Genomic DNA, 26,391 nt, shown 5'->3' with positions numbered 1-26,391 from the left:
GCCTTCAAAACCTGTTCGGAGCGTCACGTTTTATGAGTATGGCTGCGGTAGAAACCCAATTGCCGGGTGACAGGATCAGCAAGCGTAATTTCGACAAGCTGGCACGGTTCATCTATGATTATAGCGGCATCAAGATGCCGCCGACGAAGCTGACGATGCTGGAGGGCAGGCTGCGCCGGCGTCTGCGAGCCACGCGCCATGCGAGCTTTGACGATTATTGTGACTTTCTGTTCAACGAGGGTGGGCTTGAGCAGGAGACGGTCTACCTGATCGACGTCGTGACGACCAACAAGACCGACTTTTTCCGGGAAGCCAAGCATTTCGAATATATGCAGACGGTTGCCCTGCCGACGCTCGCCGACAGCGGCCTGCGGACGATCCGCACATGGAGTTCTGCCTGCTCGACGGGGGCCGAGCCCTATACGATGGCAATGGTGCTGGCCGAATTTGTCGAGAGCCGCAGCGATGTCTCCTACAGTGTACTGGCGACTGATCTTTCCACTGATGTGCTGCAGACCGCGCGAAAGGGTATTTATGCGGAAGATCTGGTCGCTCCGGTGCCGCGCGACCTGCAGAAGAAATATGTCATGGTCGCCAAGCAGCAGGGTCGCCGCGAGGTTCGCATCTCGCCGAAGCTGCGCAGCCGTGTCGGCTTCGCCCGCATGAACCTGATGGATGAGAAATATCCTGTCGGTGACATGATGCACCTGATCTTTTGTCGCAACGTATTGATCTACTTCGACAAGCAGACCCAGGCGGGCGTCCTCGGCCGCCTCTGCGATTGCCTCGCCAAAGGGGGATACATGTTTATCGGCCACTCGGAATCGATCACCGGCTTCGACCTTCCCTTGAAGCAGGTTTCAAATACGGTGTTTCAGCGGATCTGAGAGGATTTCATGAATAAGAAGATCCGTGTCCTCATCATCGACGATTCCGCCAGCGTTCGGCAGACGTTGACGAAGGTTCTGGAGGGAGATCCGGACATTGAGATCATGGGCGTCGCCTCCGACCCTTTCATGGCGGCGCGCAAGATCCAGGAAGAGATCCCCGATGTCATCACGCTCGATGTCGAGATGCCGCGCATGGATGGCATTACGTTCTTGCGCAAGCTCATGTCACAGCGGCCTATCCCGGTTGTCATGTGTTCGTCGCTGACGGAAGCAGGTTCGGAAACGCTGCTGCAGGCGCTGGAGGCTGGAGCTGTCGATGTCATCCTGAAATCGAAGATCGGTGCGGCCGACAGTCTCGCCGATGATGCGATGCGTATCCGTGAAGTGGTGAAGAGCGCTTCGCATGCACGGCTTGCGAATGCACGCCGCGCTGCAGGCCGCGTCCGTTCGGCTTCGGCGGAAGGGCCGGCCAAGAAGCTGACGGCCGATGCGATGCTGCCGCCACCGACTGGCAGAGCCATGGCGAAGACGACGGAAATGGTCGTCTGCGTCGGCGCTTCGACGGGTGGAACGGAAGCCCTGCGTGAATTTCTGGAGGCGCTGCCGGCCAATGCGCCGGGCATGGTAATCGTCCAGCACATGCCGGAGAAATTCACTGCGGCTTTCGCCAAGCGCCTCAACGGTCTTTGCGAGGTCGAGGTCAAGGAAGCAGCCGACGGCGATCCGGTGCTGCGCGGTCATGTGCTGATCGCGCCGGGCGACAAGCATATGCTGCTGGAGCGTCAGGGTGCGCGTTATCATGTGTCGGTCAAGCCCGGGCCGCTGGTCTCTCGCCATCGCCCGTCGGTCGACGTGCTCTTTCGTTCGGCTGCCCGCTCTGCCGGCTCCAATGCGATGGGTATTATCATGACCGGAATGGGAGACGACGGTGCGCGCGGCATGCTGGAAATGCATCAGGCCGGCGCCTACACCGTCGCGCAGGACGAGGCGACATCGGTTGTCTTCGGCATGCCGAAGGAAGCGATCGCCAAGGGCGGTGTCGACCGTATCCTACCGCTCGACCAGATCGCCCGCGAAGTGCTGATCACGCAGCAGAAGTCTTGAATTTCGAATACTAAAACGGAAGGGCGGCGAATTCGCGCCGCCGTCTGGACCTGCCATGCGGCATTCCCCTTGAAATTTCCCTGATTTTGTGGTCTTGAGGCCGCCAATCTATGCAGCGCTGTCGCTTCCGGCGTTCAGGGACATATCCCGCCCCTGACAGCGCGTCCCGTATTATCCAAGGAAAATGCCCACATGGCCCGTTCAGCTCTTCTCAATGTCATGGTTCAGGCTGCCATCAAGGCAGGCAAATCGCTGGGGCGTGACTTCGGGGAAGTGCAGAACCTGCAGGTATCCGTGAAGGGACCGGGCGATTTCGTTTCGAATGCCGACCGCAAGGCCGAAAAGATCGTCAAGGAAGAGCTTCTCAAGGCTCGTCCGACCTATGGCTTCCTTGGCGAAGAGAGCGAAGAGATCAAGGGCACCGACGGCGCGCATCGCTGGATCGTCGATCCGCTCGACGGCACGACCAACTTCCTGCACGGCATTCCGGCTTTTGCGGTTTCCATTGCGCTTGAGCGCAACAATGAGATCGTCGCAGGCGTGGTCTTCAATCCGGCTACCGACGAGCTCTACACTGCCGAGCGTGGCGGTGGTGCGTTCCTGAACGATCGGCGTCTGCGCGTCGCCTCGCGCCGGGTGCTTTCCGACAGCGTCATCGGCTGCGGCGTGCCGCATCTCGGCCGCGGCAATCACGGCAAGTTCCTGATCGAGCTGCGCCATGTCATGGGCGAAGTCGCCGGTATCCGCCGCATGGGCGCAGTCTCGCTCGATCTTGCTTATGTGGCCGCCGGTCGTTTTGACGGCTTCTGGGAAGCGGCACTGTCGCCCTGGGATGTGGCCGCCGGCATTCTGCTCATCCGCGAAGCGGGTGGTTATGCGACTGACTGGGACGGCGGGGCGTCAATTCTGGAGACCGGTGCGATCATAGCCGGCAACGAGCATATCCACAAAGCGCTCACGGAAGTCGTCAAGCGGCCAGTGCCGACCAAGTGACGATTCAGGCAACAGCCTGTTGTAAAGTCCGGCTTTTCGCCTGCGCATACTTCAATTTGGCACAATGTTGATCTAGTCTTCGGCAGTAAAGAGTCCGGAGGCCGAGGAACCTATGGAAAATGTGAATGTGGCCGAGTTCGGCTCGACCGAGAAGACGGCCGGTGGCTACGCTTACAAACTCTCCAGCCCGATGTCGTTCTTCTGGACGATGGTGCTGTTCCTCATCATCGTGGGCTTCATAGCCGCGATCCTGTTCCGGCAGACACAAACTGCCTTCATGCATAATCCGGGCCTGAACGGTCTCATAGTCGGCGTTCTTGCCGTTGGAATCATTCTCGTTTTCAATCATGTATTGTCGCTTCGCCCGGAAGTACGCTGGTTCAATTCTTTCCGCGCTGCTGGCAGCGCCGAGAAGGTGAATCGCCATCCGCGGCTGCTCGCGCCGATGCGGGCGCTGATCGGAAATCGCAGCAGGTCCGGGGTTGCATTATCGACCACCGCGCTGCGCTCCATTCTGGATTCGATTGCCAACCGCCTCGACGAGTCGCGTGACGTTTCCCGCTATCTCATCGGCCTGCTCGTCTTCCTCGGCCTGCTCGGCACCTTCTGGGGCCTTATCGGCACGATAGGCTCGATCAGTTCTGTCATCCAGTCGCTCGATGCCGGCTCGAATGGCACGGGCGATGTGCTTTCGACGCTGAAGGAAGGGCTCGCGACGCCGCTTTCGGGGATGGGTCAGGCTTTCTCATCCTCGCTGCTCGGTCTTTCGGGTTCGCTGATCCTCGGGTTCCTCGATCTGCAGGCCGGACGTGCGCAGAACCGTTTCTATACGGAGCTGGAAAACTGGCTCTCCTCCATTACCGATGTCGGCTCGGACATTCCGGTGCCGGCGCTCGATGGCGTTTCCGGCGGCTCGTCGGAAGATATGAAGGCACTGTCGGAATATCTGCGAAAGGTAGCCGAAGGGGACGGCGCGTCCAGCCAGCGATCGGTCGCCGCCATGGCAAGCCTTGCCGAAGGCATCCAGGGCCTCGTCAAGAACATGCGCAACGAGCAGCAGATGCTGCGCGACTGGATCGAGGTCCAGCAGGACGAGGCAAAGGCGATGCGCCGCACGCTCGATCGTCTGGCTGAACGAATCGGCGTCCAAGACCGCGGCGGCGACAGAGCGCGCGAACGGTCCGGCCATGTCGAAAAGAGCGAGGGCAAGTAAGCCATGCCTCTTGCCCGCAACCGCCGCCATCAACGCGCGGTGGACTACTGGCCGGGCTTCGTCGATGCTCTATCGACGCTGCTCATCGCCATCATGTTCATCCTCACGGTTTTCGTTGTCGGCCAGTTCATTCTCAGCCGCGAAATCAGCGGCCGTGACGAGGTGCTGGCGCGTCTCAATGGCCAGATCAACGAACTCACGCAATTGCTGGCGCTTGAGAAGGGCAGCAATCAGGATCTTCAGGATTCCGTTGCCAATCTCCAGGCTTCGCTTGCAAGTGCCGAAGGCGAGCGTACGCGATTGCAGGCGCTTCTCAGCGCGGGTGCCGGCGGCCAGGATGCGGCAAAGCAGCAGATCGGAACGCTGACGCAGCAGCTCGACGAGCAGAAGCAGGTCAGCGACCGTGCCCTCAGCCAAGTCGAGCTCCTCAACCAGCAGATCGCGGCACTACGCAGCCAGATCGCCGCTGTCGAGGCCGCACTTCAGGCTTCCGAGGAGAAGGATCAGACCTCGCAGACGAAAATCGCCGATCTCGGCCGCCGCCTGAACGTGGCGCTGGCTGCGCGCGTGCAGGAACTCAACCGCTACAGGTCGGACTTCTTCGGCCGCCTGCGCGAAATTCTGTCCGACCGCGACAACATCCGCGTCGTCGGCGACCGTTTCGTCTTCCAGTCCGAAGTGCTGTTTCCATCCGGCGGTGCCGACCTTAATCCGGATGGCCAAACGGAAATGGCAAAGCTTGCCGCTGCCTTGCTGGACCTCGCCAAGGAAATTCCGCCCGAGATCAACTGGGTTCTGCGCGTCGATGGCCATACGGACAATGTCGCGCTGTCGGGCTCAGGCCGCTACCGCGACAACTGGGAGCTTTCATCCGCCCGCGCGATTTCGGTCGTGAAGTTCCTGATCGCGCAGGGCGTGCCCGCCGACCGGCTCGTTGCGGCAGGGTTTGGTGAATTCCAGCCGATTGCACCTGGCGACACGCCGGAAGCTCGCGCCACCAACCGCCGTATCGAGCTCAAGCTGACCGAGAAATAACGGCCCGAAGTTTGCCGGTGAGGAAGGTGCGGACGGCGGGACTGTCGCTGAGGCCGATCGCTATCCTGTAAGCTTCTGCAGCGGCATCGCTTTCGCCAAGGTCTGCCAGCAGATGAGCCCGCACCGCCCAGTAAGGCTGGTAGTTGGCGATGCCTCGCTGTTCCAACCCGTTCAGCAGCGCGATGGCCGGGGCCGCGCCATCGACCCTGCCGATCACGGCGGCATGGCTGACCTCCGACCCGAGTGTCGGTTTCATCGCGATCAGCGCTCGGTAGAGGGTGACGAGCGCTTTCCAATCGATCGTACCCGTCCGGCGGCGCGTGGCGTGGACGGACTGGATCGCCGCCTGGCACTGAAATGGACCGAAACGATCGAAGGTGCCCGCCTTGCGCAGCAATGCATCGGCTTCGGCCATCATGATTTCGTTCCAGAGACCGGTATCCTGCTCCTCAAGCGGTATATAGACGCCATCCCCATCACGTCGTGCGTGTCTTCTCGCCTCGCAATAGAGCATCAGTGAGAGCAGGCCGATAACCTCGGGCTCTTCGGGCAGAATGGTCATGAGTGCGCGGCCAAGCCAGATCGCTTCATCGGTCAGACCCGTGCGATTGTCTCCTTCACCATCGAGACCGTCCCAGCCGAGCCCGTAGGCGGCATAGATTGCCGAGAGCACGTCTGCCAGGCGTTCCGTCAGGATCTGCCGCTCGGGAATGGTGAAGGGAATGCCGGCGTCGCGGATCTTGGCCTTGGCCCGCACCAGGCGTTGGCTCATGGCATCCGGGGAGATTACGAAGGCCTGCGCGATTGTCTTCGCATCAATGCCGAGCACGGTCTGAAGCATCAGGGGTGTGTGAACGGATTGATCAATTGCCGGGTGTGTGCAGACAAAAAGCAGCTTCAGCCGTTCATCGGAAAAGTCGGCGTTTCGTGCGTCGTTCATGCGCTGCTCGGCCTCCTCGACGGCCAGCGCAATCGTCCCGCTGGCATTGTCGCGCACGGTTCGACGGCGGGCAGCCTGTATAAGGTTGCGGCGGGCTGCGGTGAGAAGCCAGCTCTCGGGATTGTCGGGAATGCCGCGCTCGGGCCAGACCCGCAACGCGGCCGCCAGCGCATCAGACAGGGCGTCCTCCGCCGCCGGAACGTCGCGGGAGCGGGCGGCAAGGAAGGCGATGAGCTTGCCGTAGGATTGCCGTGCTACCTTCTCGGCGGCACGGCCCGCATCTGATGTCACAACGGCCTCACGCGACCTGCAGCCGGGGCCGTATTTCCACCGACCCCTGTTCGGAGACGGGAACCCGTGTGGCCCATGCGAGCGCTGTATCGAGATCGGGCACGTCGATTACATAGAAGCCGCCGAGCGATTCCTTGCCTTCCGGGTAGGGGCCATCCTGTACATCGTGGTTCTCACCCTTGCGACGCAGGATCGTGCCTGTCTCGGGCGAGGTCAGGCCGGCACCGGCGGTCAAGATTCCGGCTTGCACCAGTGCCTTGGTGTAGGCCGTCCAGCCATCGCGGTAGGCAGGGTCGTTGCGGCGGACGACGAAGTCTTCTGCGGATTCACGAATGATAAGTGCGTATTGCATCGGAAACTCCTGATCCTCTAGGGGCGTTTGACCGGACAAGCAGCATGTAAGGCCGAATTCGCCCATGCTGCAATGTTCCGGTGGCCCGGCCTTAAGCCGTTCCGAAACAATGAGGTCTCAGTCGTCCTCATTTCGACATAGCGACCGAAAAAAACCGATGACAGAGAAATGCGTGTGAAAAATATGCTGAGTAGGGAGTGCTGGAGGCGACCGATGCCGCCTCCGCTTCTGGTCAGGCGTCCGCCTTCGTCTGATCCACGACATCGGCGCCAGACGAATTCTTCTTGATGGATTCGATGGCGCTCATTGCGGATGCCTTCGCCTTGTAGCCTTCGGACAAGAACATGGTCTCGCCGTTCGATGCCTTGAAGCGGAAGCGGAATTCACCGGTCTTATCCTTGTAAACTTCAAATCTGTACATGGATCCCTCCTGGTAAGCTGAAATGTCCATCAGCCTTCCGAAAGCTAGCCCAGAATTATCAGCTTTTCCACTACCTTAATTAGAATTCAGTGGCATTGGCGTCCAAATGCCACCGGCTGGATCGGGCGCGAGATAAGGAGCTAACGGCACGCTGTCCCCTGCCGTTGTGATCATTCCATTTGGATATGAGCGCCGTCCACGACCGGTTTCCATTTCGCAAGCTCGGCTTTCACGTGAGCGGCGAGTTCCTCCGGCGCGGAACCGACGATCTTCGCGCTGAATTCCTTCATCCGCTCGGCTACGGCCGGATCCGCCAGTGCCTTCTTGGCGGAGGCGTTGAGGCGGGCGATCACATCGGCCGGCGTGTTGGCCGGTGCAAAGAGCGCATTCCACGTATAGGTCTCGTATCCTGATATACCGGATTCTGCGATGGTCGGAATATCAGGGAAGGATGACGCGCGTTCGGCGGTCGTTACGGCGAGTGCCCGCAGCGTGCCGGCCTTGATGTGACTCGAGGACGAGGGCAGGTTGTCGAACATGATCGGCACCTGATTGCCGATGACATCGTTCAGCGCCGGCCCAGCGCCCTTATAGGGAATATGCTGCATGTCGACGCCCGCCATGCTTTTAAAAAGTTCGCCGGAAAGATGCAGCGGCGTGCCGTTGCCAGATGAGGCATAGCTATATTTGTCCGGATTGGCTTTCAGCAGCGCGATCAGTTCCTGCACGTTCTTTGCGGGCAGTTCCGGATTGACGACCAGCACGTTCGGGACGATCACGAGCAACGAGATCGGCGCGAAATCCTTCTCGGGATCATAGGGCGTCGATTTCAGGATCAGCGGATTGAGCGCGTGGGTTGCGACGGTACCCATCAGGATCGTATAGCCGTCCGGTTCGGCGCGCGCGACATTGTCAGCGCCGAGATTGCCGCCGGCTCCCGCGACATTCTGCACGATGACTTGCTGGCCGAGATCTTCGGACATTTTCTGCGCGACGATACGGGCGACGACATCGGTCGAGCCTCCTGCCGCGAAGGGCACGATCATGGTTACGGATCGGTCAGGAAAGCTCTGGGCCGATGCGGCCGTGCCCGTGGCCGCTGCGAGCAGGCCAAGGCCGAGCGCCAGGCTCATGCGACGGGTTATATCAGAAAGCGCCATCCGAATCTCCTCCCACAGACTTCAACAGCAAAGGCCCCTACCTGGGCATAGGGAGGTTAGGGCGGGTTGCCGCAAAGGCAACCGCGTCCGGGGAGTTATAGCGATCAGACTTTAGTCGCGATGGCGTATGAGGCAGCTATTTAGCGGCGGCCAGCGCATCCTCGTTGGCTGCATCGAATTGCAGGCGGGCGAGCCTCGCATAGATGCCGCCGTGGCGGATCAGGCTCTGATGTGTGCCTTCCTCGACGACGCGGCCCTGATCCATGACGAGAATGCGGTCGGCCTTGAGGACAGTGGCGAGGCGGTGGGCGATGACAACAGTAGTGCGGCCATGCATAAGCCCGTCAAGCGCCCTCTGCACAAGCGTTTCGCTCTCGGCGTCAAGGGCCGAGGTCGCTTCGTCCAGAAGCAGGATGGGTGCGTTTTTCAGGATCGCGCGGGCGATGGCAATACGCTGACGCTGGCCACCGGATAGGGTTACGCCCCTTTCACCGACTTGGGTATCGTAGCCCCTGTCCAGCCGGTTGACGAACTCATCAGCCTGCGCCGCGATCGCGGCGGCGCGTACCTGCTCCCGCGTGGCGCCTTGGACACCGAAAGCGATGTTGTCGTGGATCGAAGCGGCGAAGATGGTGACATCCTGCGGCACGATAGCAATGCGCTGCCGCAAGGCGTCCGGATCTGCCTGGCGGGCATCGATGCCGTCGACCTTCACGCTACCCTGTTGCGGATCGTAGAAGCGCAGCAGCAGCGAGAAGACTGTGCTCTTGCCGGCGCCTGATGCACCGACGATCGCGACCGTTTCTCCCGGCAGCACCGTAAAATCCAGCCCGTGCAGAGCCGACTTGCCCGGACGAGACGGATAGGCGAAGTGCACGCCGTCGAATTCCACACGGCCCTGGGCAGGTAAAGGGAGAGGCTGCGGATTTGCGGGTGCGGCAATCGGCGAAACCTCGTCCAGAAGCTCAGTCAGGCGGTCCGTTGCACCTGCTGCCTGCGAAAGCTCGCCCCAGACTTCCGAGAGTGCACCGAGGGAGCCGGCTGCAATGACTGCATAAAGCAAAAACTGTCCGAGCGTCCCTGCCGAAAGCGTGCCGGCGAGGACACTATGAGCGCCAAACCAGAGAACGGCGACCACGCTGCCGAAGATCAGGGTGATGGCGATGCCTGTCAGCAGCGCTCGGGAAGAGACGGCGGAACGTGCGGCCTGATAGGCGGATTCGACGGCCGAGCCGTAGCGGTCTGCCGCAGCGGTTTCGGCGTTGAAAGCCTGGATGGTGCGGCTTGCAGCAATCGTCTCATTGGCGAAGGCGGAAGCCTCTGCCAGCGTATCCTGCGCCGCTCGGGAGCGCCTGCGCACCGAGCGGCCTCCGGCGACAAGCGGAAAAACAATGATCGGGATTGCGACGATGACGAGGCTCGAAAGTCTTGGCGAGGTCACGATCATCATGCCGAGCGCGCCGATGCAGAGGATCAGGTTGCGCAGCGCCACCGAAGCGGTCGCGCCAACGGCGGATTTGATCTGCGTGGTGTCGGCCGTCAGTCGCGAGACGATCTCGCCCGACTGGTTGACGTCGAAGAAGGAGGGCGACAGCCGTGTGACATGCGAGAAGACATCGCGGCGCAGGTCCGAAACGATGCGCTCGCCGATGGTGATGACGAAATAGTAGCGGAGCGCACTGGCGACGGCGAGCACGATGGCCATGACCATCAGCATGGCAAAGTAGCTGTTGATGAAGGTACCATCGGCCTGGGTAAAGCCGTGATCGATCATGCGCCGCACGGCAAGCGGTATGGCAAGTGATGTGACGGCGGCGAGCGCCAGCGAAATCAGAGCACCTGCGACCAGGCCACGATAACGTGCCACATAGGGTGCCAGCCTGCCGAGCGGTCTTAGCGAACGCGACTTCTTCTCCCCAAGTTCTGCCTGCTCTGCCAAATCGTCTCCGATCGCTGTCAAGACCGCGTATTGCGGCTCCGTTGGCCCTTGTTATCCCGGCGCCCTTGATGTATAGGCACCGCATTCTAATGGAAAGCCGTAGCCTTCACGACTGCGGCTTCATTTATTCAATCGGTTCTGTCCCCGCAACTGTCCGCGGGCAAATTGAACCTCGGCATCGCAGGAAGATTGTCATGAAGGAAGGCATCCATCCCGACTACCACGTCATCAAGGTAGTCATGACCGATGGCACCGAGTACGAAACCCGCTCGACCTGGGGCTCGGAAGGCGCTGTCATGAACCTCGAAATCGACTCCAAGTCGCACCCGGCCTGGACCGGCGGTAACCAGCAGCTGATGGACCGCGGCGGCCGTGTTTCGAAGTTCAACAAGCGTTTCAGCGGCCTCGGCCTCTAATTCGCTTCCGCTTGGCGGATTATTCAAAAGCCCGGCCTTGTGAACTGACCCCATAAGTTGGACGGTTTAAAGGCTGGGCAGATTTAAGGGCTGGGACCTGTATTGTACAGGGCTCAGCCCTTTGCGTTTGAGCTTGATGCGATGATGATTGTAGTCGTGGATATAGTCCTTGATGCCGTCCTTTAGGCTTTGGATGCTCTCGAACCGGTTGGGATGGAAGAACTCGGATTTGAGCACGGCAAAGAAACTCTCCATGGCGGCGTTGTCGAGGCAGTTGCCTTTGCGTGACATGCTCTGGTCGATGCCGCGTTTTTGGAGCCGGCTGCGATAAGCGGGCATTTGGTAATGCCATCCCTGATCGGAGTGCAGGATCGGCCGTTCGTTATGTTTCAGCTGGTTCAATGCCTTGCTCAACATGCTTTCCACCAGCTTGAAGATTGGCCTTCTGGCGGTTTCGAAGGCGATGATCTCGCCGTTGTAGAGGTCCATGATCGGTGAGAGATAAAGCTTCTCGCCAGCCACGTTAAACTCGGTGACGTCCGTCACCCATTTCTGATTGATCGCCTGTGCGGTGAACTGCCGCTTGATGAGATCGGGGGCGGTGCGCCCGACGCTGCCCTTGTAGGAGCGGTATTGCTTCGGCCGCACCAGCGATTTCAATCCCATCTTGACCATCAGGTGCTGGACCGTCTTGTGATTGACCGCCTGTCCGAGCTGGCGGATCGCCGCCGTCACGCGCCGATAGCCATAACGGCCCTTGTGAGCGTCAAAGATGGCCTGGATCCGGTTTTTCAGTTCAGCATGCTTGTCGCAAAGCGCCGACATCTTTTGCCGATAATAGAACGTGCTGCGGGAAAGGCCCGAAAGCTTCAGCAACCCGTCAAGCGGATAGAACGGCCTTAACGCTTGGACGACTTGCGCTTTTTGAGACCTGGTTGTTCCCGCGTTAAGGGCTCCCATTTTTTTAAGAAGGCGTTCTCCATCCGCAAATAGCTCAGTTCGGCAAGCAACTCTTCGCGGCTCTTTTTATCATCGCTACGTGAAGCGTCCGGTTCTTTGGGCCCTGGCGGCTCGGGTATTGATCGGGGCCTTCCTTTGCGGCGCGGGCTCAGGGCGTCGATCCCGCCCCGCTCATAATGTTTTTCCCAATCCGAAAGGCAACTCTTATTGCGGATGTTGAACAGCGCCGCCGTCTGGCGATACGACAGCCCATCCTCCCACATCCGCTGGAGAACCGATAGCTTGAATGCTGCATCGTAGTGGCTGAACTTCTTCGCAAGCCCCACAGCCCCGTGCGCCTCGTAGCTTGCGACCCATTTGCGAACCGTCGAATGGTCCACTCCGAAATGCGCGCCCACTTCCCGAGCGCTACGCTCGCCCTTTCGGTAAAACTCCACAACAGAAAGCTTAAAAGCCACGCTGTGTTTGGACATGCAAAACCCCCGAAGGTGGATGTCCAACTTTCGGGGGTCAGTTCATTGTCGTCGGGCTTTTTGTTTGCGGGTCTGTATTGGTTGGTGAGCAAATAAAAAACCGGCCGCGTTGCCGCAGCCGGTTTTCAACGAAGTTCTATGATGCCGGATCAGTTGTTGCCGAAGGCCGTCTGCAGCAGGGAAAGCTGAGCCTGGACGCTGTTCTGATTGTCCGGAACGATCGCAGCTTCTGCCGGGCGATAGATTTCGCGGTCGAGCAAGGCGATACGGTTCTGCAGGCGAAGCGACCGCTCTACGAGGTCGCGGAAGGATTCCGGCAGGTCGCCCCAGCCCGGAGCGTTGCGGTCGACGTTGAAGCCGTCGAGCCGGACCTTGTTCTTCTCGGCCAGAACCTGATCGCGGGACATTTCGCCGTTGTTGACAGCGCGCTGCAGGAGCAGCCAGGAAGCCATCTGCATGAGACGGGTGGTCAGGCGCATCGATTCAGCGGCGTAAAGGACCGAGGCCATGCGCGGCAGCACCTTGGAGGCTGCGCGGCCTTGGCCGTCGAGGTAGGATGCGGTTTCCTCGACCAGCGACATGCCCTCTGCATACAGCGTCTTGAACTGTGAGGATGCGGCAGCGCGCCCCGCAAAACTGATCGTGTTCAATCCAAGTTCCGACATCTAAAGAATCCCTGTTGCACGCATCTACTATCAGGTAACGCCGGGTTCCCGGGAAAGTTTCCCAATCCGGTCTTTGTGATTTTAAGATGGTATCTTTAGCCTAGATGCGCAAGCCGTTTCTTAAGAAAAGGTTAATCTCCACAGTTTCGTGGAAAGATCTAAGGCAGCGCAAAAAGAAGAGCCGCAGATGCGGCTCTCAAGGTAAAACAGGGAGAAAAATCAGACCAATTCACCGCTTGGAAAACTGTCTGAGGTCCAGAAGAATCCGAACGGAACGAGTAATATCTTATAAAGCTTAATTTTTTATTAACGCCGTCCCAATTCAAGACTTATGACAAGTAATTTCGAAGCAATATTTGCTCGTTCACAGTCTTATGATCGGAAAAGGCTTTCGGCGGCAATCCGGCCGGACGCCTTCTTGGTGGCTTCGGCTTCAAGCCGCGCGATCTCGGTTTTCAACAGTTCCACGCGCGCCTTCAGTTCGTCCACCGAAAGCATGGAGAGATCGGAGCCGATCTCATGTGCGGTCTTCTTCTGCGGCCTGTCGTCATCCATCAAGCTCATTGTCGCCCCTCCTTTAAATCGTGTCGCGATCTCCAGGATTCGCTTCCACGTTTTAGCTCTGTTTCAATCATGTCGTTATCGCAAAACCGCTGCACAGCTTGCGCAACAAGCTCAGTTCGTCAGCCGAACTTTACAACAGGATCGCTGCTTTCGGGAGGCTTGTTGGAGCCGCGATCGGCAAGCGACATGCTTTGCGGCGTAAGCGTGGGAGATGTTGCTGTCGGGATCGTCGTATAGGCATCGCGGTCGCTTGCCGGAATGGCTGCGCGAATGCGGCTCCTGACGATGGCGTAGCCGGTGATCAGAAGATGGGCGAGCGCTGTCACCAGGAAGAGTGCATGCGGGCTAATAATCGACATCACTGGACCTCCGATCGTCGGACCGATGACGGTGCCGATACCGTAGAGAAGCAGCAGGCCGCCCGAGACCTTCACGAAATCCTCCGATGCGGCAAAGTCGTTCGCATGCGCGACGGTGATTGGATAGAGCGTATTGGCAACGGCACCGTAGAGGATGACGAGGCCGATCAGGAAGGCAGGGGAGGAGGGGTGCAATACGAAGATCAGGAGGCCGGCGAGCGCTGCAATGGCCGACATGGCCGCCAGCACATAACGGCGGTCGATGCGGTCGGAGAGACGCCCGGCCGGAAGCTGCATTATCGCGCCAGCAAAGATGGTGGCACTCATCATCACCGCAATCGAGGTATCGGAAAGGCCGGCACCCGCGCCGAATACGGCGCCGAGCGTACCATAGGCCCCGTTGGCGATGCCGACGAGCAGAATGCCGAGGCAGGAGACGGGCGAATTGCGATAGAGTGCAGGCAGATCGAGTTTCACCGCCTTCAACGGCTGTGGCGAGGCGGCGGTCGAGAGCGTCGTCGGCAGCATGGCGATGCAGTAGAAGATACCGCAGATCATGAAGAGCGCCGGCGTGCGCACGTCTTCCAGCGGGATCATCAACTGACCGCCCACGACGCCGAGCAGCGTGATGCCGATATAGAGCGAAAAGATCGCGCCGCGGCTTTCATTATTCGCGCGTTCGTTCAGCCAGCTTTCGATGATCATCGAGGTGCCAGCGGTTGAGAAGCCGGTGACGGCGCGCAAAACGACCCACCAGACAGGGTCGATGACGATGCCGCTCACGAGCGCGATGATGGCGATAATGGCGATGAAGCCGGAGAAGGCGCGCACGTGGCCGACGCGGCGCACCATCTTCGGGGCAACAAGGCAGCCGATGACGAAGCCCGCCGCCCAAGACGTGCCGAGCAAGCCGAGTGTGGTCGTTGCATAACCTTCGAGATTTCCGCGTACGGGAAGCAGAATGCCCTGCAATCCGTTGCCCATGAAAAGGAAAAGCGTGCCAAAGAGCAGCGCAGCGACGGACAGCAGATTTCTTGTCATATCCCCAGACTCGGCGTGTTCGCTTTGAAAAAGGACATAAGGCGAGACCTGTATCTGCCCAGTCCATAAGAATGTTGATTGTGTCCCGGAATGCCTTTACGGCGAGTAGATATTCTCTGTTCGCGTGAAAAAATGTCCGTCCTGTGACATTCTGATAAATGGAAAAAATAAAGCCATGACAAAGCTGATAGCGCTGCTGCTCATCCTTGCCATGGCAATCCAAATCATCAAGCCGCTCGGCTATCCGGGGTTGCGCCGCCGGATGGATTTCTGGAAGATCGCGCTGATTGCTTTTGCCATCTGGGCGGTGGCGTTGCTGGCGCGCGATTTCCTGGTGCAATAGGCATGTTCAGTCCTGTAGGATAATCTCGCCTTTCATGACGGGTACGCAGCTTCCCGAGATCGTCACGTCGGTCACCGCGCCGGCTTTCTTGACCACATCGAGTTCGATGACGCTGCGCCGGCCCATTTCGACGCCCTGTTCGATCGTCACATGCCGGCTGATGTCCGCCTCCGGCAGGAGTGAGACGAGATAGGCGGAAAGGGCTGCCGAAGCGCTGCCGGTCGCGGGGTCTTCGATGACGTTGTCCAGCGGCGCGAACATGCGGGCGCGGATCTTCCAAGGTGTGGCGGCAGGGCGAACATAGAGGAACAGGGAGAAATCATGGCTGCCGGTTACTGACTTGGCCGCAGCCTGGAAGCCGTTGATATTGGGGCTTGCCGCGGCCAGAGCCTCGAGGCTTTCGAGTTCGGAAACGGCAAATTTCAGGCCGACGGAGACGAAGACCGGGACATGCGTGTCCTTGCGGATTGACGCCGGATCGATGGAGGCGCACCCGGCGATGACCGCATCGGCTATCGTGTCTTCTATTTCAAGCGGTCGTGGAGCACGGATCGTCGCTGCGGTGACTTGGCCTTCACGGCGCTGCAGGGCAACCTCGACGAGGCCGGCCTTCTCTTCGAACCGCAGCGTTTCGCCGATGGGGCGGCCGAAGATTTCGCTCTGCTGACCGAGCACATAGGCGGTGCCGACATTGGGATGACCGGCGAAGGGTATCTCCATCGTCGGCGTAAAGATACGCACTCTTGCCGAGTTTTGAGGGTTTTCCGGAGGAAGCACGAAGGTGACTTCGGAATAGCCGAATTCGGCAGCGATCTTCTGCATTGCCGCGTCGCCGACGCCTCTGGCGTCGCTCATGACCGCGAGCGGATTGCCCTCGAAGCGGGTAGAGGTGAAGACGTCGACGGTGATGTAGGGCAGGCTTTTCATGGCGGCTCCAATGGTCAAGCCGTCATGATTAGCGAGGCCAGCGATTGTGGCGAAGGATTATCTTGTCGCCATGACAAATCGCCTTCGTGACAGGTAAGCGTAAATGAAACAGGCGGCGAAGATGTTCGCCGCCTGTCTCATTTTCTCAATATCAAAAGGCTCACGCGGCCTTTTCGAGCTCGGCCTTCCAGTTGCCCTTGGCGGCGAGACTGTTCATTTCGGCGCGATGAGAGAATTCGCGCTGGCCGGCGGCGACGTTTTCCTGCTTGCCATTCCAGGCCTTAAGCGCGCTGTCCTGTAGGGCGCGGCCATAGGAGAAGGTGACGAGCCAGGGCAGCTCGTAGCCGGAATTGATTGCCGAGAGATGGGCGGTCGCTTCTTCGGTTGTCTGGCCGCCGGAGAGGAAGGCGATGCCGGGAACGGCTGACGGAACTGTGCGCTTCAGCACCTGCACGGTGCGCTCGGCGACTTCAGCGACGGAAGCTTTGCGGGCATTCTTGCCGTCGATGACCATGTTCGGCTTGAGGATCATGCCTTCGAGGCTGACGCGCGCGTCGGCCAGTTCCTCAAACACGATGCGCAGCGTCGATTCGGTCACTTCGGCGCAGCGGTCGATATTGTGATCACCCGGCTTGCCGTCCATCAGGCATTCCGGCTCGACGATCGGCACGATCCCGGCTTCCTGGCACAGTGCGGCATAACGGGCCAGCGCCTGAGCGTTCGCGCGCACGGAACCGCGGGTTGGCAGGGTCTCAGAGATAGCGATCACACCGCGCCACTTGGCGAAGCGGGCGCCGGCTTCGTAATATTTGGCAAGGCGATCTGCGAGACCATCGAGGCCTTCGGTGATGGTCTCGCCAGGGAACTTGGCCATCGGCTTGGCGCCGATATCGACCTTGATGCCCGGAATGCTGTCGGCGGCCTTGATGATGTCGACGAAAGGCGTGCCGTCGGCAGCCTTCTGAAACAGGGTTTCCTCGTAAAGGATGACACCGGAAATGTACTTCTTCATTGCGTCTTCCGAGCGGAAGAGCATCTCGCGATAATCGCGGCGGCTGGTCTCGGTCGATTCAAGATCGATCGTATCGAAACGCTTCTTGATGGTGGAGGTCGATTCGTCGGCTGCAAGCAGGCCCCGACCGCCAGCAACCATCTTCACTGCAATGTCTTCCAGTCGTTCGCTCATCTCGTTCTCTCCACAATGAAACCCAGCAGAATTGACAATATAGAACTCGGATAACAGAAGTTTATAGGGAGAAAAATGGGAGCGCTAAGTCATTGAAACGATTGAATTGATTTCAATCGTTTGAAAGTTCGGGTATTTTTTCTCTTTTTGAGCAAAAGACCGCGGAAGCTCTAGCCTCCGCGGTCTATCCTGCTGGAATATCTGCCTAATCGGCTTACCCGTCAGTGGGCCAGTTAACGGGAGAGAACGGCGACGCCGGGCAGTTCCTTGCCTTCCATCCATTCAAGAAAGGCGCCGCCTGCCGTCGAAACGTAGGTAAATTCTTCGGCAACGCCCGCATGGTTCAGAGCAGAGACCGTATCACCACCGCCTGCGACTGACGTGAGCTTGCCGGCCTTGGTGCGTTCGGCGGCATATCGAGCGGCGGCGACGGTCGCTGCATCGAAGGGCTCGATTTCGAAGGCGCCGAGCGGACCGTTCCAGACGAGTGTCGCGGCGCGTTCGATCCAGGCCTTGACGGCATCGACCGACTTCGGACCGACATCGAGGACCATGGCATCACCGGGGATGGCTTCGATCGAGACGATCTCGTTGGCGGCACCTGCCTTGAATTCACGGGCGACGACACCGTCTTCCGGCAGAACGATCGCGCAGCCGGCGGTGGCAGCTTCGATCATGATCTGCTTGGCCGTATCGGCAAGATCATGCTCGCAAAGCGACTTGCCGACATTGGTGCCGCGGGCGGCGATGAAGGTATTGGCCATGCCGCCGCCGATGACAAGTGCATCGACCCTCTTCACGAGATTCGTAAGAAGGTCGATCTTGGTCGAGACCTTGGCGCCGCCAACGATTGCGACGACCGGACGGACCGGGTTGCCAAGGCCTTTTTCCAGTGCCTCGAGTTCGGCCTGCATCGTGCGCCCCGCATAAGCCGGTAAATGATGGGCAAGACCTTCGGTGGAGGAGTGGGCGCGGTGCGCGGCCGAAAAGGCGTCGTTCACATAGATATCGCCGTTTGCGGCGAGCGCCTTGGTAAAATCTGGATCGTTCTTTTCCTCGCCCTTGTGGAAGCGGGTGTTTTCCAGGAGCAGGATATCGCCATTGTTCATCTTTGCGACGGCAGAAGCGGCTGCCTCGCCGATGCAGTCGGATGCCGTCAGCACGGCGTGGTCAAGTACCTGCTCGACGGAGGGGGCAACCAGCGAAAGGGAGAATTCTGGCGAGGGACCGTCCTTCGGGCGGCCGAAATGAGCGAGCAGGATGACCTTGGCGCCCTTTTCTGACAGTTCGAGGATCGTCGGCGCAACGCGCTCGATGCGGGTCGTGTCCGTAACCTTGCCGTCCTTGACCGGGACGTTAAGGTCGACGCGGACGAGAACGCGCTTGCCGGCGATGTCGTTGAGGTCGTCGATGGTCTTGAAAGCTGCCATGGGAGTATCCGTTCGTGTTGGCGAAAGTTGCGCCGACCATAGCAAGGATCGGAGGAGACGCAAGGCAGTCGGCGGCCGTTTAGCGTGGGCTTTCGTCACGTCCTGCAGCGCTTTCCGCAGCCGTTGCCTCGTGCTTCTTCCGGCCCTTCATACGCTCGCGGGTGCGCTGGATAATCTCGCGCAGATTGATGAAGATCGGCAGCGTAATGGCGGGCTCGACGGCTTCCAGCGACATGCCGACGGAGGTGATGTGATCCTGGTCGTCGAGGTCGCGGACGATGAGGATAAGCGAGCCGAGACGGACGCGATCAGCATAGTCAGCCTTGCCGCCAAGGCGTTGTTTCATCAGTTCGGCGATCGTCAGACCCTTCTCGGATTCGTTGAGCAGGCCCGGACCATAGGCGGCATCGAGATCGGCGGCAGGGCGGGCCGGCGACAGCGCGAAGGCGCCGAAGAATTCCGCGTCGTCCTCATCAACAGGTGCGCGGCTGGCGAAGAGGCGGTCGAGCAGGCGCGAATAGCTGGGAGCGATGAAGAGGTAGACGAGATCGTTTTCCCTCAAGCGACCGGCATATTGGTAGCGCATCGACTTGCCGTCGCGGATCACGAGCGAGGGTGCTGCCCAGCGCGGAATGCGCTCGCCGCGAAGAACCGGGCTGTCCTTGACGACGCGATAGGAAAGCAACTCGTGATTGGCCGCACCCGGCAGGTCGACCTCGACTTTGTCGACCGCGCCGATGCGCGGCGGGATGATGAGACCGAGGCGCTTGGCGACCGGCTTGATCGTCCAGCCCTGCACGAGCAGCGAGACAAGCACGATGATGAAGGCAGTGTTAAAATAGATCTGGCTATGCTGCAGCCCGCCGAGGATCGGCATGATGGCAAGCAGGATCGAGACGGCGCCGCGCAGGCCGACCCAGGCCACGAAGCCGATTTCCTGCTGCGTATAATCGAAAGGCAGCAGTGACACCCAGACGGCGAGCGGCCGGGCGATAAAGATCAGGAACAGTGCCAGCAGGATTGCCGGCACGATGATGACCGGAAACTGCGAGGGTGTTGCGAGCAGGCCGAGCACGAGGAACATGATGATCTGGGCAAGCCAGGTCATGCCGTCCTGAAAGCGCCTGATGGTGCCGATCGCCTGCATCTTACGGTTTCCGGCGTAGATGCCCGCGACATAGACGGCAAGGAAGCCGCTGCCGCCGACAGCACCGGTGAAGGAGAAGACGAGCAGAGCGAGCGCCAGCACGAAGATCGGCGTGAGGCCGCGATCCGTTTCCAGCCGGCCGGCGATCAGCACGATCATCATGCCGCCGAGCAGGCCGAGGATAACGCCAAGGCCCATTTGCTGGATGAACATGGCGAGCATGCCGATATTGATGCCGGCGTAGCGTTCGCCGCTGGCGAGAACCTCGACCAGTGCGATGGTGAGGAAAATCGCCATCGGGTCGTTGGTGCCGGATTCAACCTCAAGCGTGGAACGCACCTTGTCGCGGATATTGATGCCGCCGATGCGCAGCAGGAAGAAGACGGCCGCGGCATCGGTGGAGGCGACGATCGAACCGAGCAGCATGCCTTCCAGCCAGGTGAAGTTGAGCAACCAGCGAGCGGCGAAGGCAAAGAGGGCCGCTGTCAAGAGTACGCCGACTGAGGCCAGCGTCAATGACGGTATCGCGGCAATCCGGAAGGCCTGCATCGGCGTGCCAAAGCCGGAATCGAAGAGAATGATCGCAAGAGCAATCGAACCCAGGATATAGGCGAGGTAGTTGTTGCTGAATTCGATGCCGAGACCATCGACACCTGCGGCAAGGCCGATCATGAGGAAGAGCAAAAGCAGGGGAGCGCCGAAGCGGAAGGCAAGAAGGCTGGAAAAGGCAGCAAGAAGCACAAGTGCCGTCGCGACCAGCACCACGATATAAAACGCTTCCATGCCTACCCCTTTCGCCTCATCACGCCATCCCGAAGCCGCCTCCGGCCTGTCCTCGCCCCTCCGCGCCCAGTGCGATCTTTTAGTAAACGGCAAAATGCCACAGAAGGGTAGGCCTTGCGGCTTAACCTCGACTGGATTGCTGCATCATGCTGCTGTACGGCCCTCGGGTGAGGGCAATGAAGAATGCTACGGGAAAAACTCTGTATAAAGAATGTATAAGGAAATCAGGCGAGAGCAGGGCAGATAGGCGGGGCACTGCACTTTTTGTTGATCAGGTCGTCAGAGGACGCTTCGTTCTTTCTTGACCGGGTATTTCTTCTGAATCCTGTCCACCGGCGTACCGTCGGCAAGCGGCACTTTCACCAGCGTGTTATAAGTGCGGAAGCCCATCTTTTCGTAATATGCGAGACCGCCGGTATTGTCGGCGCGGATGGTCGCATTGATGACGTCGATATTGCGCTCCGCGGCAGCGGAAAGCGTTGCTGCAAACAGCGCGGTGCCGACGCCTGGTATCTTTGGACTCTGGCGCGCGAAGGTTCCGATATCGGCCCAACCCTCCGGCAGTTCGCCATAACGGCTGAGAAACTGAAAGCCTGTCAGCCCAGAGCCCGCTTGCGCCACATGGCAGACGATCGCGAATTCGCCTGATATGAACCAGTCAGCCAGGATTTCGGGAGAAAAGGGATCCTGCAGCGCGGTCGTGCCGCCGGCTTCGATGATTTCATTGATAAGTCCGCAGAGTTCCTCCGCGTCATCAACAGTCGCCTTGCGAATGGTCAACTGCGTCATGCTCTTCCCAACGTTTGCCCGAAACGAAAAACGGCCCGGTTTCCCGAGCCGTTTTCTAATGTCACTGCCTAAAGGCTCAGATAAGTTTGGCGAAGGCCACAGCCGTGTCGGACATGCGGCTGGAGAAGCCCCACTCGTTATCGTACCAGGACAGGACGCGCACGAAGTTGCCTTCCATGACCTTGGTCTGATCGGTTGCGAAGATCGAGGAGTGGCTGTCGTGGTTGAAGTCGCGAGAAACCAGCGGCTCGTCGGTGTAGCCGAGGATACCCTTCAGCTTGCCATTGGAGGCAGCCTTGATAGCTTCGTTGATTTCGCCGACCGTGGTGGCCTTTTTGGCAACGAACTTGAAGTCGACGACGGAAACGTTCGGGGTTGGAACGCGGATCGAGGTGCCGTCAAGCTTACCCTTCAGGTGCGGCAGAACGAGGCCGACGGCCTTGGCTGCGCCTGTCGAGGTCGGGATCATCGAAAGCGCAGCAGCACGGGCGCGATATAGGTCCTTGTGCATCGTGTCGAGCGTCGGCTGATCACCGGTGTAGGAGTGGATGGTCGTCATGAAGCCGTGGTCGATGCCAACGGCGTCGTCGAGAACCTTAACGACCGGCACGAGGCAGTTCGTCGTGCAGGAGGCGTTGGAGATGACCATGTGCTCCTTGGTGAGCTGGTCATGGTTGACGCCGAAGACGACCGTCAGGTCAGCACCGTCGGCAGGGGCCGAAACGATGACGCGCTTGGCGCCAGCTGTCAGGTGGGCCGCAGCCTTGTCGCGAGCGGTGAATATGCCCGTGCATTCCATCGCGATGTCGACACCCAGTTCCCTGTGGGGAAGGGTTGCCGGATCCTTGATCGCGGTGACCTTGATCGGCTTGCCGCCGCCGACGATGATCGTATCGCCTTCGACCTTCACTTCGGCCGGGAACTTGCCGTGGATGGAGTCGTAACGGAGCAGGTGGGCATTGGTTTCGACCGGTCCGAGGTCATTGATGGCGACGACTTCGATGTCGGTGCGACCGGACTCGACGATGGCGCGAAGAACGTTGCGGCCGATACGTCCGAAACCGTTGATGGCAACCTTGACTGTCATGTGCATTCACTCCCTAGAGGTGGGGCTTGCTGATAGTAGATGAGGAAGTGCCCGAAGGTACTTCTATTAAAGCTTCGCTTCCGCTGCTGCAACGACGGCGTCAGCCGTGATGCCAAAATGTTCGAAGACCTTCTTTGCCGGACCGGAAGCGCCGAAGCCCTTCATGCCGACGAAGGTTCCTTCCGGACCGATGAAGGCATCCCAGCCTTCGCGGACGGCGGCTTCGACGGCGATCTTGACCGGCGAGTTACCGATGACATCCTTGCGGTAAGCATCCGGCTGATCGAAGAAGAGCTCCGTGCAGGGAACGGAAACGACACGGGTGCTGACACCCTTGCCTTCCAGCGTTGCGCGGGCCGCCACCGCGAGTTCCACTTCCGAGCCGGACGCAAAGATCGTGACTTTGGCGTCGGCATTGCCGGCGAGCGTGTAGGCGCCGAGTTCGCAGAGGTTCTTCTGGTTATATTCGGTGCGGACGGTCGTCAGGTTCTGGCGGGTGAGAGCCAATGCAGACGGATGGTTCTTGCTTTTCATGGCGATCTGCCAGCATTCCGCGGTTTCCACCGCGTCTGCGGGGCGGAAGACCCGCAGGTTCGGAACGGCGCGCAGACCGGCAATCTGCTCGACCGGCTGGTGGGTCGGGCCGTCTTCGCCGACGCCGATCGAGTCATGGGTGAGCACGTGGATGACACGGATGCCCATGAGCGAGGCGAGACGGATCGGCGGGCGGCAATAATCGGAGAAGATCATGAAGCCGCCGCCGTAAGGAATAAGACCGCCGTGCAGCGCGATACCGTTCATGGCAGATGCCATGCCGTGCTCGCGGATGCCCCAGTGCATGTAACGACCGGCGAAATCCGTCGGCGTGATCGAGTGCATCTGGCTGGTCTTGGTGTTGTTGGACGGCGTCAGGTCGGCGGAGCCGCCAAGCGTTTCCGGCACGAAGCCGTTGATGACTTCGAGCGCATCTTCGGATGCCTTGCGGGAAGCGATCGTCGGCTTGGTTTCGGCAAGCTTCTTCTTGTAGTCGTCGATGGCCTTGTCGAAGCCTTCGGGCAGGTCACCGGCAAAACGACGGGTGAACTCGGCCTTGGCCGGCGACTTGGAAAGGGTTTCTTCCCAGGCCTTGACGATATTGTCGGAGCGGGCGCCAGCTGCGCGCCACGCGTCGAGGACATCGGAAGGGATGACGAAGGGCTCGTATTCCCAGTTCAGCGCCTTGCGGGTCGCGGCAATTTCGTCGGCACCGAGCGGATTGCCGTGTACCTTGTGGGTGCCCTGCTTGTTCGGTGCGCCGAAACCGATGACGGTCTTGCAGGCGATGAAGGTCGGGCGGTCGGATTTGTGGGCGGCTTCGATCGCGTCTGCGATGGCGGCCTGGTCGTGACCGTCGATCTCGATCGTGTTCCAGTGAACGGCTTTGAAGCGGGCGATCTGGTCAGTGGAGTCGGACAGCGAGACGGCGCCGTCGATGGTAATCGAGTTGTTGTCCCAGAAGAGGATCAGCTTGTTCAGCTTCAGATGGCCGGCGAGTGCAATCGCCTCATGGCTGATACCCTCCATCAGGCAGCCGTCGCCATTGATGACGTAGGTATAATGGTCTTGCAGTTCCGGACCGAACTCTTCGCGCAGCTTGCGCTCGGCGATCGCCATGCCGACGGCGTTGGCAATGCCCTGGCCGAGCGGGCCGGTGGTGGTTTCGATGCCGGTGGCATGACCGTATTCCGGATGGCCGGCGGTCTTGGAGCCGAGCTGACGGAACTGCTTGAGGTCCTCGACCGACATATCCGGATAGCCGGTCAAATAGAGCAGCGAGTAGAGCAGCATGGAGCCGTGGCCGGCGGAAAGGACGAAGCGGTCACGGTTCGGCCAGTGCGGCTTTTGGGGATCGAAGCGGAGGTATTTGGTGAAGAGGACCGTCGCCACATCCGCCATGCCCATCGGCATGCCCGGGTGGCCGGAATTCGCCTTTTCGACAGCATCCATGGAGAGGAATCGGATCGCATTCGCCATCCGATCGTTTTGTTCGCGTGAGGTCATGGCTTTTCCGCTGGTTCCGGGTTGGAGGATGGCCTCGAACCTGACAAGACCATCAATGAGAGCGGTCGAGACATAGCAGTTGGATTGGCCAAGTCAACAAAATGGAAGCCGTTTGGCGGATGGGTGCGACGATTTTTGACATTTGACCGTCAAGTTTTACAAAAGACGAATTTTATGTGACGGGCTTATGTAAATCGCTCATCCACAGAATAGGGCGAGGCTGAGCCGGGAGGCTTTATTGACGCGCTCCAACCTAGCTGCATATCCTCTTGAAAATACAGGGTCGGTGCCAGAGGCCGATTCGCGGGTCTTGTGCGGGGAACCGGAAGAGACATGACGCCTAACGGCAAAACCATCGAAGCTGCGCTTACGGAGCTGAAACAGGCGATCTCGGGCCTTGAGAATGCCGTCGATATGCGTATCGAGCGCCAGCGCGAGCAGGGCGAGATCGAGGGCGAGGTTCGCCGCGTGCATGCCGACCGCTCGCGCCTTGCCCAGGAGCTGGACCAGGCCGAATTCCGCGCGAACCGACTGGAAGAGGTCAACCGCGAGGTTTCGCGCCGCCTGGTGACGGCGATGGAAACGATCCGCGCGGTTCTTGACCGCTAAGAGGACTTGATAGCATGGCGCAGGTAACGGTAACGATCGACGGCAAGGCCTATCGCATGGCCTGCGAAGAAGGGCAGGAAGAGCACCTGACCGACCTGGCAGTCCGTTTCGACCGTTACGTCGGCCATCTCAAGGGCCAGTTCGGCGAAATCGGGGATCTCAGAATTACCGTCATGGCTGGGATCATGGTCATGGACGAGATATCGGAGCTGACGCGGCGCGTCGCCGGACTGGAATCGGAGCTGGAAACGCTGCGCGGCAACCGGGATACCGTGCTTGCTGCCACCGCCCGTACGGAAGAAGGCATTGCGGCGGCGCTCTCGGAAGTGACGAGCCGTATTCAGAGCATCACCGACAAGCTGAACGGCCGTGCGCCGGCTGAACTTAATTAATTTCGGACGGCACCGCTACCCCACTGGTGCGGCGACCTAAATGCCCCTATATTCCCTCACGCGGTCTGTGCTTCTCGACAGGAACAAATGAATCCTCGGGGCCATACCCGATCCTTAGGGAGCTGTCCCTGTCCGGGCTCGTGGGTCTGGACATACGGCGCCCACCTACTTTCGTAGGCGCCCAGGATCGAAAGTTTCCACCGGTTGCGTGGATCGCACTCTTCTCTTTTTGGCCGGGTTCTTCCTGACCAACCAGACCCATTTCCCTAATAAGCTTTATTGTCAGTCGCCCGAGGGCTCTGTCCAGCCGGTCAGCTTCGCCCAGTCGTAAGCGCCTTCCATGATGATATCGAAGACCGGATCCTTGATGTCGTAGTAGGCATCGGCATTGTCAGGGAAAAAACTGGCGAGGCGCTGTTTGATCAGCCCGTAGGCAGCGGCCGCTGTCGGATGGGCGCGCAGGAAATCCCGGCAGAGAAGCGGGTAGCGCTGATTGAAGCGGCCGCGTTCACGAACGTGGATATTCGCGGGACGGCCAGTGCTTTTGAAAAACAGCTTTCTCAGCTCACTTTCGGCCAGATCGAGACCCGGCGGGCAATGATCGGTTACGATCGATCGGCTCTTGAACCCTACCTGCTCGAAGGCCTCTTCATCGACGAGATCAAGAGCATCGACGCTCACCTGGATGTCGATGGTGTCTTTTGCCGGCAAGCGGGGTACGGCGGTGGAGCCGATGTGATGGATGACGGCACCAGCGGGCGCTGCGCGCAGAATGGCCTGCTTCAGATTTATGAAGTCGTCACCCCAGCTTTGTCGTGGCGGACAGATTTCTATCGGCATGG

The 26,391-nt window shown here is 59.6% G+C and carries 26 protein-coding genes and 1 other RNA gene; 10 read left to right on the top strand and 17 right to left on the bottom strand.

Annotated features, from left to right (window positions below):
* Positions 1–32: 32 nt before the first annotated feature.
* The 5 genes from JNB85_RS15725 (at position 33) to JNB85_RS15705 (ending at position 5,235) form a co-directional block, all read left to right on the top strand.
* Positions 33–887: a CheR family methyltransferase gene (locus tag JNB85_RS15725; protein WP_220335272.1), complete on the top strand. Its 855-nt coding sequence runs from the start codon at positions 33–35 to the stop codon at positions 885–887.
* A gap of 9 nt (positions 888–896) precedes the next feature.
* Positions 897–1,994 (top strand): protein-glutamate methylesterase/protein-glutamine glutaminase, encoded by a 1,098-nt coding sequence (locus tag JNB85_RS15720; RefSeq protein WP_220335271.1) that lies wholly within the window; start codon positions 897–899, stop codon positions 1,992–1,994.
* Positions 1,995–2,186: 192 nt separating this feature from the next.
* Positions 2,187–2,987 carry an inositol monophosphatase family protein gene (locus JNB85_RS15715; protein WP_220335270.1) on the top strand — a complete coding sequence of 267 codons (801 nt, stop codon included), beginning with the start codon at positions 2,187–2,189 and terminating at the stop codon, positions 2,985–2,987.
* A gap of 112 nt (positions 2,988–3,099) precedes the next feature.
* On the top strand, positions 3,100–4,200 hold the full coding sequence (locus tag JNB85_RS15710; RefSeq protein WP_220335269.1) for a MotA/TolQ/ExbB proton channel family protein: 1,101 nt from the start codon (positions 3,100–3,102) through the stop codon (positions 4,198–4,200).
* A gap of 3 nt (positions 4,201–4,203) precedes the next feature.
* On the top strand, positions 4,204–5,235 hold the full coding sequence (locus JNB85_RS15705; RefSeq protein WP_220335268.1) for a peptidoglycan -binding protein: 1,032 nt from the start codon (positions 4,204–4,206) through the stop codon (positions 5,233–5,235).
* On the opposite strand, the gene JNB85_RS15700 is transcribed toward JNB85_RS15705, so the two are convergent.
* The 5 genes from JNB85_RS15700 to JNB85_RS15680 all read right to left on the bottom strand — a co-directional run bounded on the left by JNB85_RS15700 (position 5,216) and on the right by JNB85_RS15680 (position 10,338).
* Positions 5,216–6,466: an RNA polymerase sigma factor gene (locus JNB85_RS15700; protein ID WP_220335267.1), complete on the bottom strand. Its 1,251-nt coding sequence runs from the start codon at positions 6,464–6,466 to the stop codon at positions 5,216–5,218. The two genes, JNB85_RS15705 and JNB85_RS15700, sit on opposite strands and share 20 nt — an antisense overlap.
* 7 nt (positions 6,467–6,473) lie before the next feature.
* Positions 6,474–6,818 (bottom strand): YciI family protein, encoded by a 345-nt coding sequence (locus JNB85_RS15695; RefSeq protein WP_220335266.1) that lies wholly within the window; start codon positions 6,816–6,818, stop codon positions 6,474–6,476.
* Positions 6,819–7,050: 232 nt separating this feature from the next.
* On the bottom strand, positions 7,051–7,239 hold the full coding sequence (locus tag JNB85_RS15690; protein WP_220335265.1) for a YegP family protein: 189 nt from the start codon (positions 7,237–7,239) through the stop codon (positions 7,051–7,053).
* A 170-nt stretch (positions 7,240–7,409) separates the two neighbouring features.
* Positions 7,410–8,399, bottom strand: coding sequence for a Bug family tripartite tricarboxylate transporter substrate binding protein (locus JNB85_RS15685; RefSeq protein ID WP_220335264.1), 990 nt, complete (start codon positions 8,397–8,399; stop codon positions 7,410–7,412).
* A 136-nt stretch (positions 8,400–8,535) separates the two neighbouring features.
* A complete protein-coding gene (locus JNB85_RS15680) occupies positions 8,536–10,338 on the bottom strand; it encodes an ABC transporter transmembrane domain-containing protein (RefSeq protein WP_220335263.1) in 1,803 nt (600 codons plus the stop codon).
* Positions 10,339–10,532: 194 nt separating this feature from the next.
* Here JNB85_RS15680 and rpmE point away from each other — a divergent pair, with 194 nt between their 5' ends.
* A complete protein-coding gene (gene rpmE / locus JNB85_RS15675) occupies positions 10,533–10,754 on the top strand; it encodes a 50S ribosomal protein L31 (protein WP_220335262.1) in 222 nt (73 codons plus the stop codon).
* Between the two features lie 66 nt (positions 10,755–10,820).
* Here rpmE and JNB85_RS15670 read toward each other — a convergent pair.
* The 4 genes from JNB85_RS15670 to JNB85_RS15655 all read right to left on the bottom strand — a co-directional run bounded on the left by JNB85_RS15670 (position 10,821) and on the right by JNB85_RS15655 (position 14,816).
* A protein-coding gene (locus JNB85_RS15670; RefSeq protein ID WP_223216515.1) for an IS3 family transposase occupies positions 10,821–12,187 on the bottom strand; the annotation gives its coding sequence in 2 pieces (ribosomal slippage) (positions 10,821–11,713 and positions 11,713–12,187; 1,368 coding nt in all).
* Positions 12,188–12,336: 149 nt separating this feature from the next.
* Positions 12,337–12,852 carry a protease adaptor protein RcdA gene (gene rcdA / locus JNB85_RS15665; protein WP_112545041.1) on the bottom strand — a complete coding sequence of 172 codons (516 nt, stop codon included), beginning with the start codon at positions 12,850–12,852 and terminating at the stop codon, positions 12,337–12,339.
* A gap of 372 nt (positions 12,853–13,224) precedes the next feature.
* Positions 13,225–13,416, bottom strand: a complete 192-nt coding sequence (locus tag JNB85_RS15660; protein WP_220335261.1) for a DUF1192 domain-containing protein — start codon at positions 13,414–13,416, stop codon at positions 13,225–13,227.
* A 119-nt stretch (positions 13,417–13,535) separates the two neighbouring features.
* On the bottom strand, positions 13,536–14,816 hold the full coding sequence (locus JNB85_RS15655; protein WP_220335260.1) for an MFS transporter: 1,281 nt from the start codon (positions 14,814–14,816) through the stop codon (positions 13,536–13,538).
* 175 nt (positions 14,817–14,991) lie between these two features.
* Between JNB85_RS15655 and JNB85_RS15650 the strand changes: the two genes are divergently transcribed.
* On the top strand, positions 14,992–15,159 hold the full coding sequence (locus tag JNB85_RS15650) for a hypothetical protein (protein ID WP_183850680.1): 168 nt from the start codon (positions 14,992–14,994) through the stop codon (positions 15,157–15,159).
* Between the two features lie 6 nt (positions 15,160–15,165).
* On the opposite strand, the gene JNB85_RS15645 is transcribed toward JNB85_RS15650, so the two are convergent.
* The 7 genes from JNB85_RS15645 to tkt form a co-directional block, all read right to left on the bottom strand.
* The gene (locus tag JNB85_RS15645; protein WP_220335259.1) at positions 15,166–16,086 is read right to left on the bottom strand and encodes a PhzF family phenazine biosynthesis protein; all 921 of its coding nucleotides are present in this window, start codon (positions 16,084–16,086) and stop codon (positions 15,166–15,168) included.
* Positions 16,087–16,246: 160 nt separating this feature from the next.
* Entirely contained in the window at positions 16,247–17,272 is a 1,026-nt protein-coding gene (locus JNB85_RS15640) for a class I fructose-bisphosphate aldolase (protein WP_220335258.1), read from the bottom strand.
* 233 nt (positions 17,273–17,505) lie between these two features.
* Positions 17,506–18,702, bottom strand: coding sequence for a phosphoglycerate kinase (locus JNB85_RS15635; protein ID WP_220335257.1), 1,197 nt, complete (start codon positions 18,700–18,702; stop codon positions 17,506–17,508).
* 79 nt (positions 18,703–18,781) lie between these two features.
* On the bottom strand, positions 18,782–20,632 hold the full coding sequence (locus JNB85_RS15630) for a potassium/proton antiporter (protein ID WP_220335256.1): 1,851 nt from the start codon (positions 20,630–20,632) through the stop codon (positions 18,782–18,784).
* Between the two features lie 279 nt (positions 20,633–20,911).
* On the bottom strand, positions 20,912–21,421 hold the full coding sequence (locus tag JNB85_RS15625) for a GNAT family N-acetyltransferase (protein WP_420852274.1): 510 nt from the start codon (positions 21,419–21,421) through the stop codon (positions 20,912–20,914).
* A 76-nt stretch (positions 21,422–21,497) separates the two neighbouring features.
* A complete protein-coding gene (gene gap / locus JNB85_RS15620) occupies positions 21,498–22,508 on the bottom strand; it encodes a type I glyceraldehyde-3-phosphate dehydrogenase (protein WP_220335255.1) in 1,011 nt (336 codons plus the stop codon).
* A 66-nt stretch (positions 22,509–22,574) separates the two neighbouring features.
* Entirely contained in the window at positions 22,575–24,548 is a 1,974-nt protein-coding gene (gene tkt / locus JNB85_RS15615; protein ID WP_220335254.1) for a transketolase, read from the bottom strand.
* 333 nt (positions 24,549–24,881) lie between these two features.
* Here tkt and JNB85_RS15610 point away from each other — a divergent pair, with 333 nt between their 5' ends.
* From JNB85_RS15610 to ssrS, 3 genes are all read left to right on the top strand, one after another.
* Positions 24,882–25,157 carry a DUF4164 domain-containing protein gene (locus JNB85_RS15610; RefSeq protein ID WP_007826550.1) on the top strand — a complete coding sequence of 92 codons (276 nt, stop codon included), beginning with the start codon at positions 24,882–24,884 and terminating at the stop codon, positions 25,155–25,157.
* Positions 25,158–25,171: 14 nt separating this feature from the next.
* The gene (locus JNB85_RS15605; protein ID WP_220335253.1) at positions 25,172–25,549 is read left to right on the top strand and encodes a cell division protein ZapA; all 378 of its coding nucleotides are present in this window, start codon (positions 25,172–25,174) and stop codon (positions 25,547–25,549) included.
* A gap of 59 nt (positions 25,550–25,608) precedes the next feature.
* Positions 25,609–25,768, top strand: a non-coding RNA gene (gene ssrS, locus JNB85_RS15600) — 6S RNA.
* Positions 25,769–25,831: 63 nt separating this feature from the next.
* Here ssrS and JNB85_RS15595 read toward each other — a convergent pair.
* On the bottom strand, positions 25,832–26,389 hold the full coding sequence (locus JNB85_RS15595; RefSeq protein WP_220335252.1) for a GrpB family protein: 558 nt from the start codon (positions 26,387–26,389) through the stop codon (positions 25,832–25,834).
* Positions 26,390–26,391: the final 2 nt, after the last annotated feature.

Source organism: Rhizobium mesosinicum (genome assembly GCF_019511345.1).
GTDB lineage: Bacteria > Pseudomonadota > Alphaproteobacteria > Rhizobiales > Rhizobiaceae > Rhizobium > Rhizobium mesosinicum.
This window is presented reverse-complemented; position numbering and strand designations above follow the sequence as displayed.

Excerpts from the sequence above, each read along its gene's own strand:
- JNB85_RS15645 (WP_220335259.1), bottom strand. The coding sequence starts at position 16,086 with ATGAAAAGCCTGCCCTACATCACCGTCGACGTCTTCACCTCTACCCGC.
- JNB85_RS15635 (WP_220335257.1), bottom strand. The coding sequence starts at position 18,702 with ATGGCAGCTTTCAAGACCATCGACGACCTCAACGACATCGCCGGCAAG.
- tkt (WP_220335254.1), bottom strand. The coding sequence starts at position 24,548 with ATGACCTCACGCGAACAAAACGATCGGATGGCGAATGCGATCCGATTC.
- JNB85_RS15685 (WP_220335264.1), bottom strand. The coding sequence starts at position 8,399 with ATGGCGCTTTCTGATATAACCCGTCGCATGAGCCTGGCGCTCGGCCTT.
- JNB85_RS15695 (WP_220335266.1), bottom strand. The coding sequence starts at position 6,818 with ATGCAATACGCACTTATCATTCGTGAATCCGCAGAAGACTTCGTCGTC.
- JNB85_RS15720 (WP_220335271.1), top strand. The coding sequence starts at position 897 with ATGAATAAGAAGATCCGTGTCCTCATCATCGACGATTCCGCCAGCGTT.
- gap (WP_220335255.1), bottom strand. The coding sequence starts at position 22,508 with ATGACAGTCAAGGTTGCCATCAACGGTTTCGGACGTATCGGCCGCAAC.
- JNB85_RS15605 (WP_220335253.1), top strand. The coding sequence starts at position 25,172 with ATGGCGCAGGTAACGGTAACGATCGACGGCAAGGCCTATCGCATGGCC.
- JNB85_RS15710 (WP_220335269.1), top strand. The coding sequence starts at position 3,100 with ATGGAAAATGTGAATGTGGCCGAGTTCGGCTCGACCGAGAAGACGGCC.
- JNB85_RS15625 (WP_420852274.1), bottom strand. The coding sequence starts at position 21,421 with ATGACGCAGTTGACCATTCGCAAGGCGACTGTTGATGACGCGGAGGAA.
- JNB85_RS15610 (WP_007826550.1), top strand. The coding sequence starts at position 24,882 with ATGACGCCTAACGGCAAAACCATCGAAGCTGCGCTTACGGAGCTGAAA.
- rpmE (WP_220335262.1), top strand. The coding sequence starts at position 10,533 with ATGAAGGAAGGCATCCATCCCGACTACCACGTCATCAAGGTAGTCATG.
- JNB85_RS15715 (WP_220335270.1), top strand. The coding sequence starts at position 2,187 with ATGGCCCGTTCAGCTCTTCTCAATGTCATGGTTCAGGCTGCCATCAAG.
- JNB85_RS15725 (WP_220335272.1), top strand. The coding sequence starts at position 33 with ATGAGTATGGCTGCGGTAGAAACCCAATTGCCGGGTGACAGGATCAGC.
- JNB85_RS15705 (WP_220335268.1), top strand. The coding sequence starts at position 4,204 with ATGCCTCTTGCCCGCAACCGCCGCCATCAACGCGCGGTGGACTACTGG.
- JNB85_RS15640 (WP_220335258.1), bottom strand. The coding sequence starts at position 17,272 with ATGAGCGAACGACTGGAAGACATTGCAGTGAAGATGGTTGCTGGCGGT.
- JNB85_RS15660 (WP_220335261.1), bottom strand. The coding sequence starts at position 13,416 with ATGAGCTTGATGGATGACGACAGGCCGCAGAAGAAGACCGCACATGAG.
- JNB85_RS15595 (WP_220335252.1), bottom strand. The coding sequence starts at position 26,389 with ATGCCGATAGAAATCTGTCCGCCACGACAAAGCTGGGGTGACGACTTC.
- JNB85_RS15690 (WP_220335265.1), bottom strand. The coding sequence starts at position 7,239 with ATGTACAGATTTGAAGTTTACAAGGATAAGACCGGTGAATTCCGCTTC.
- rcdA (WP_112545041.1), bottom strand. The coding sequence starts at position 12,852 with ATGTCGGAACTTGGATTGAACACGATCAGTTTTGCGGGGCGCGCTGCC.
- JNB85_RS15655 (WP_220335260.1), bottom strand. The coding sequence starts at position 14,816 with ATGACAAGAAATCTGCTGTCCGTCGCTGCGCTGCTCTTTGGCACGCTT.
- JNB85_RS15630 (WP_220335256.1), bottom strand. The coding sequence starts at position 20,632 with ATGGAAGCGTTTTATATCGTGGTGCTGGTCGCGACGGCACTTGTGCTT.
- JNB85_RS15650 (WP_183850680.1), top strand. The coding sequence starts at position 14,992 with ATGACAAAGCTGATAGCGCTGCTGCTCATCCTTGCCATGGCAATCCAA.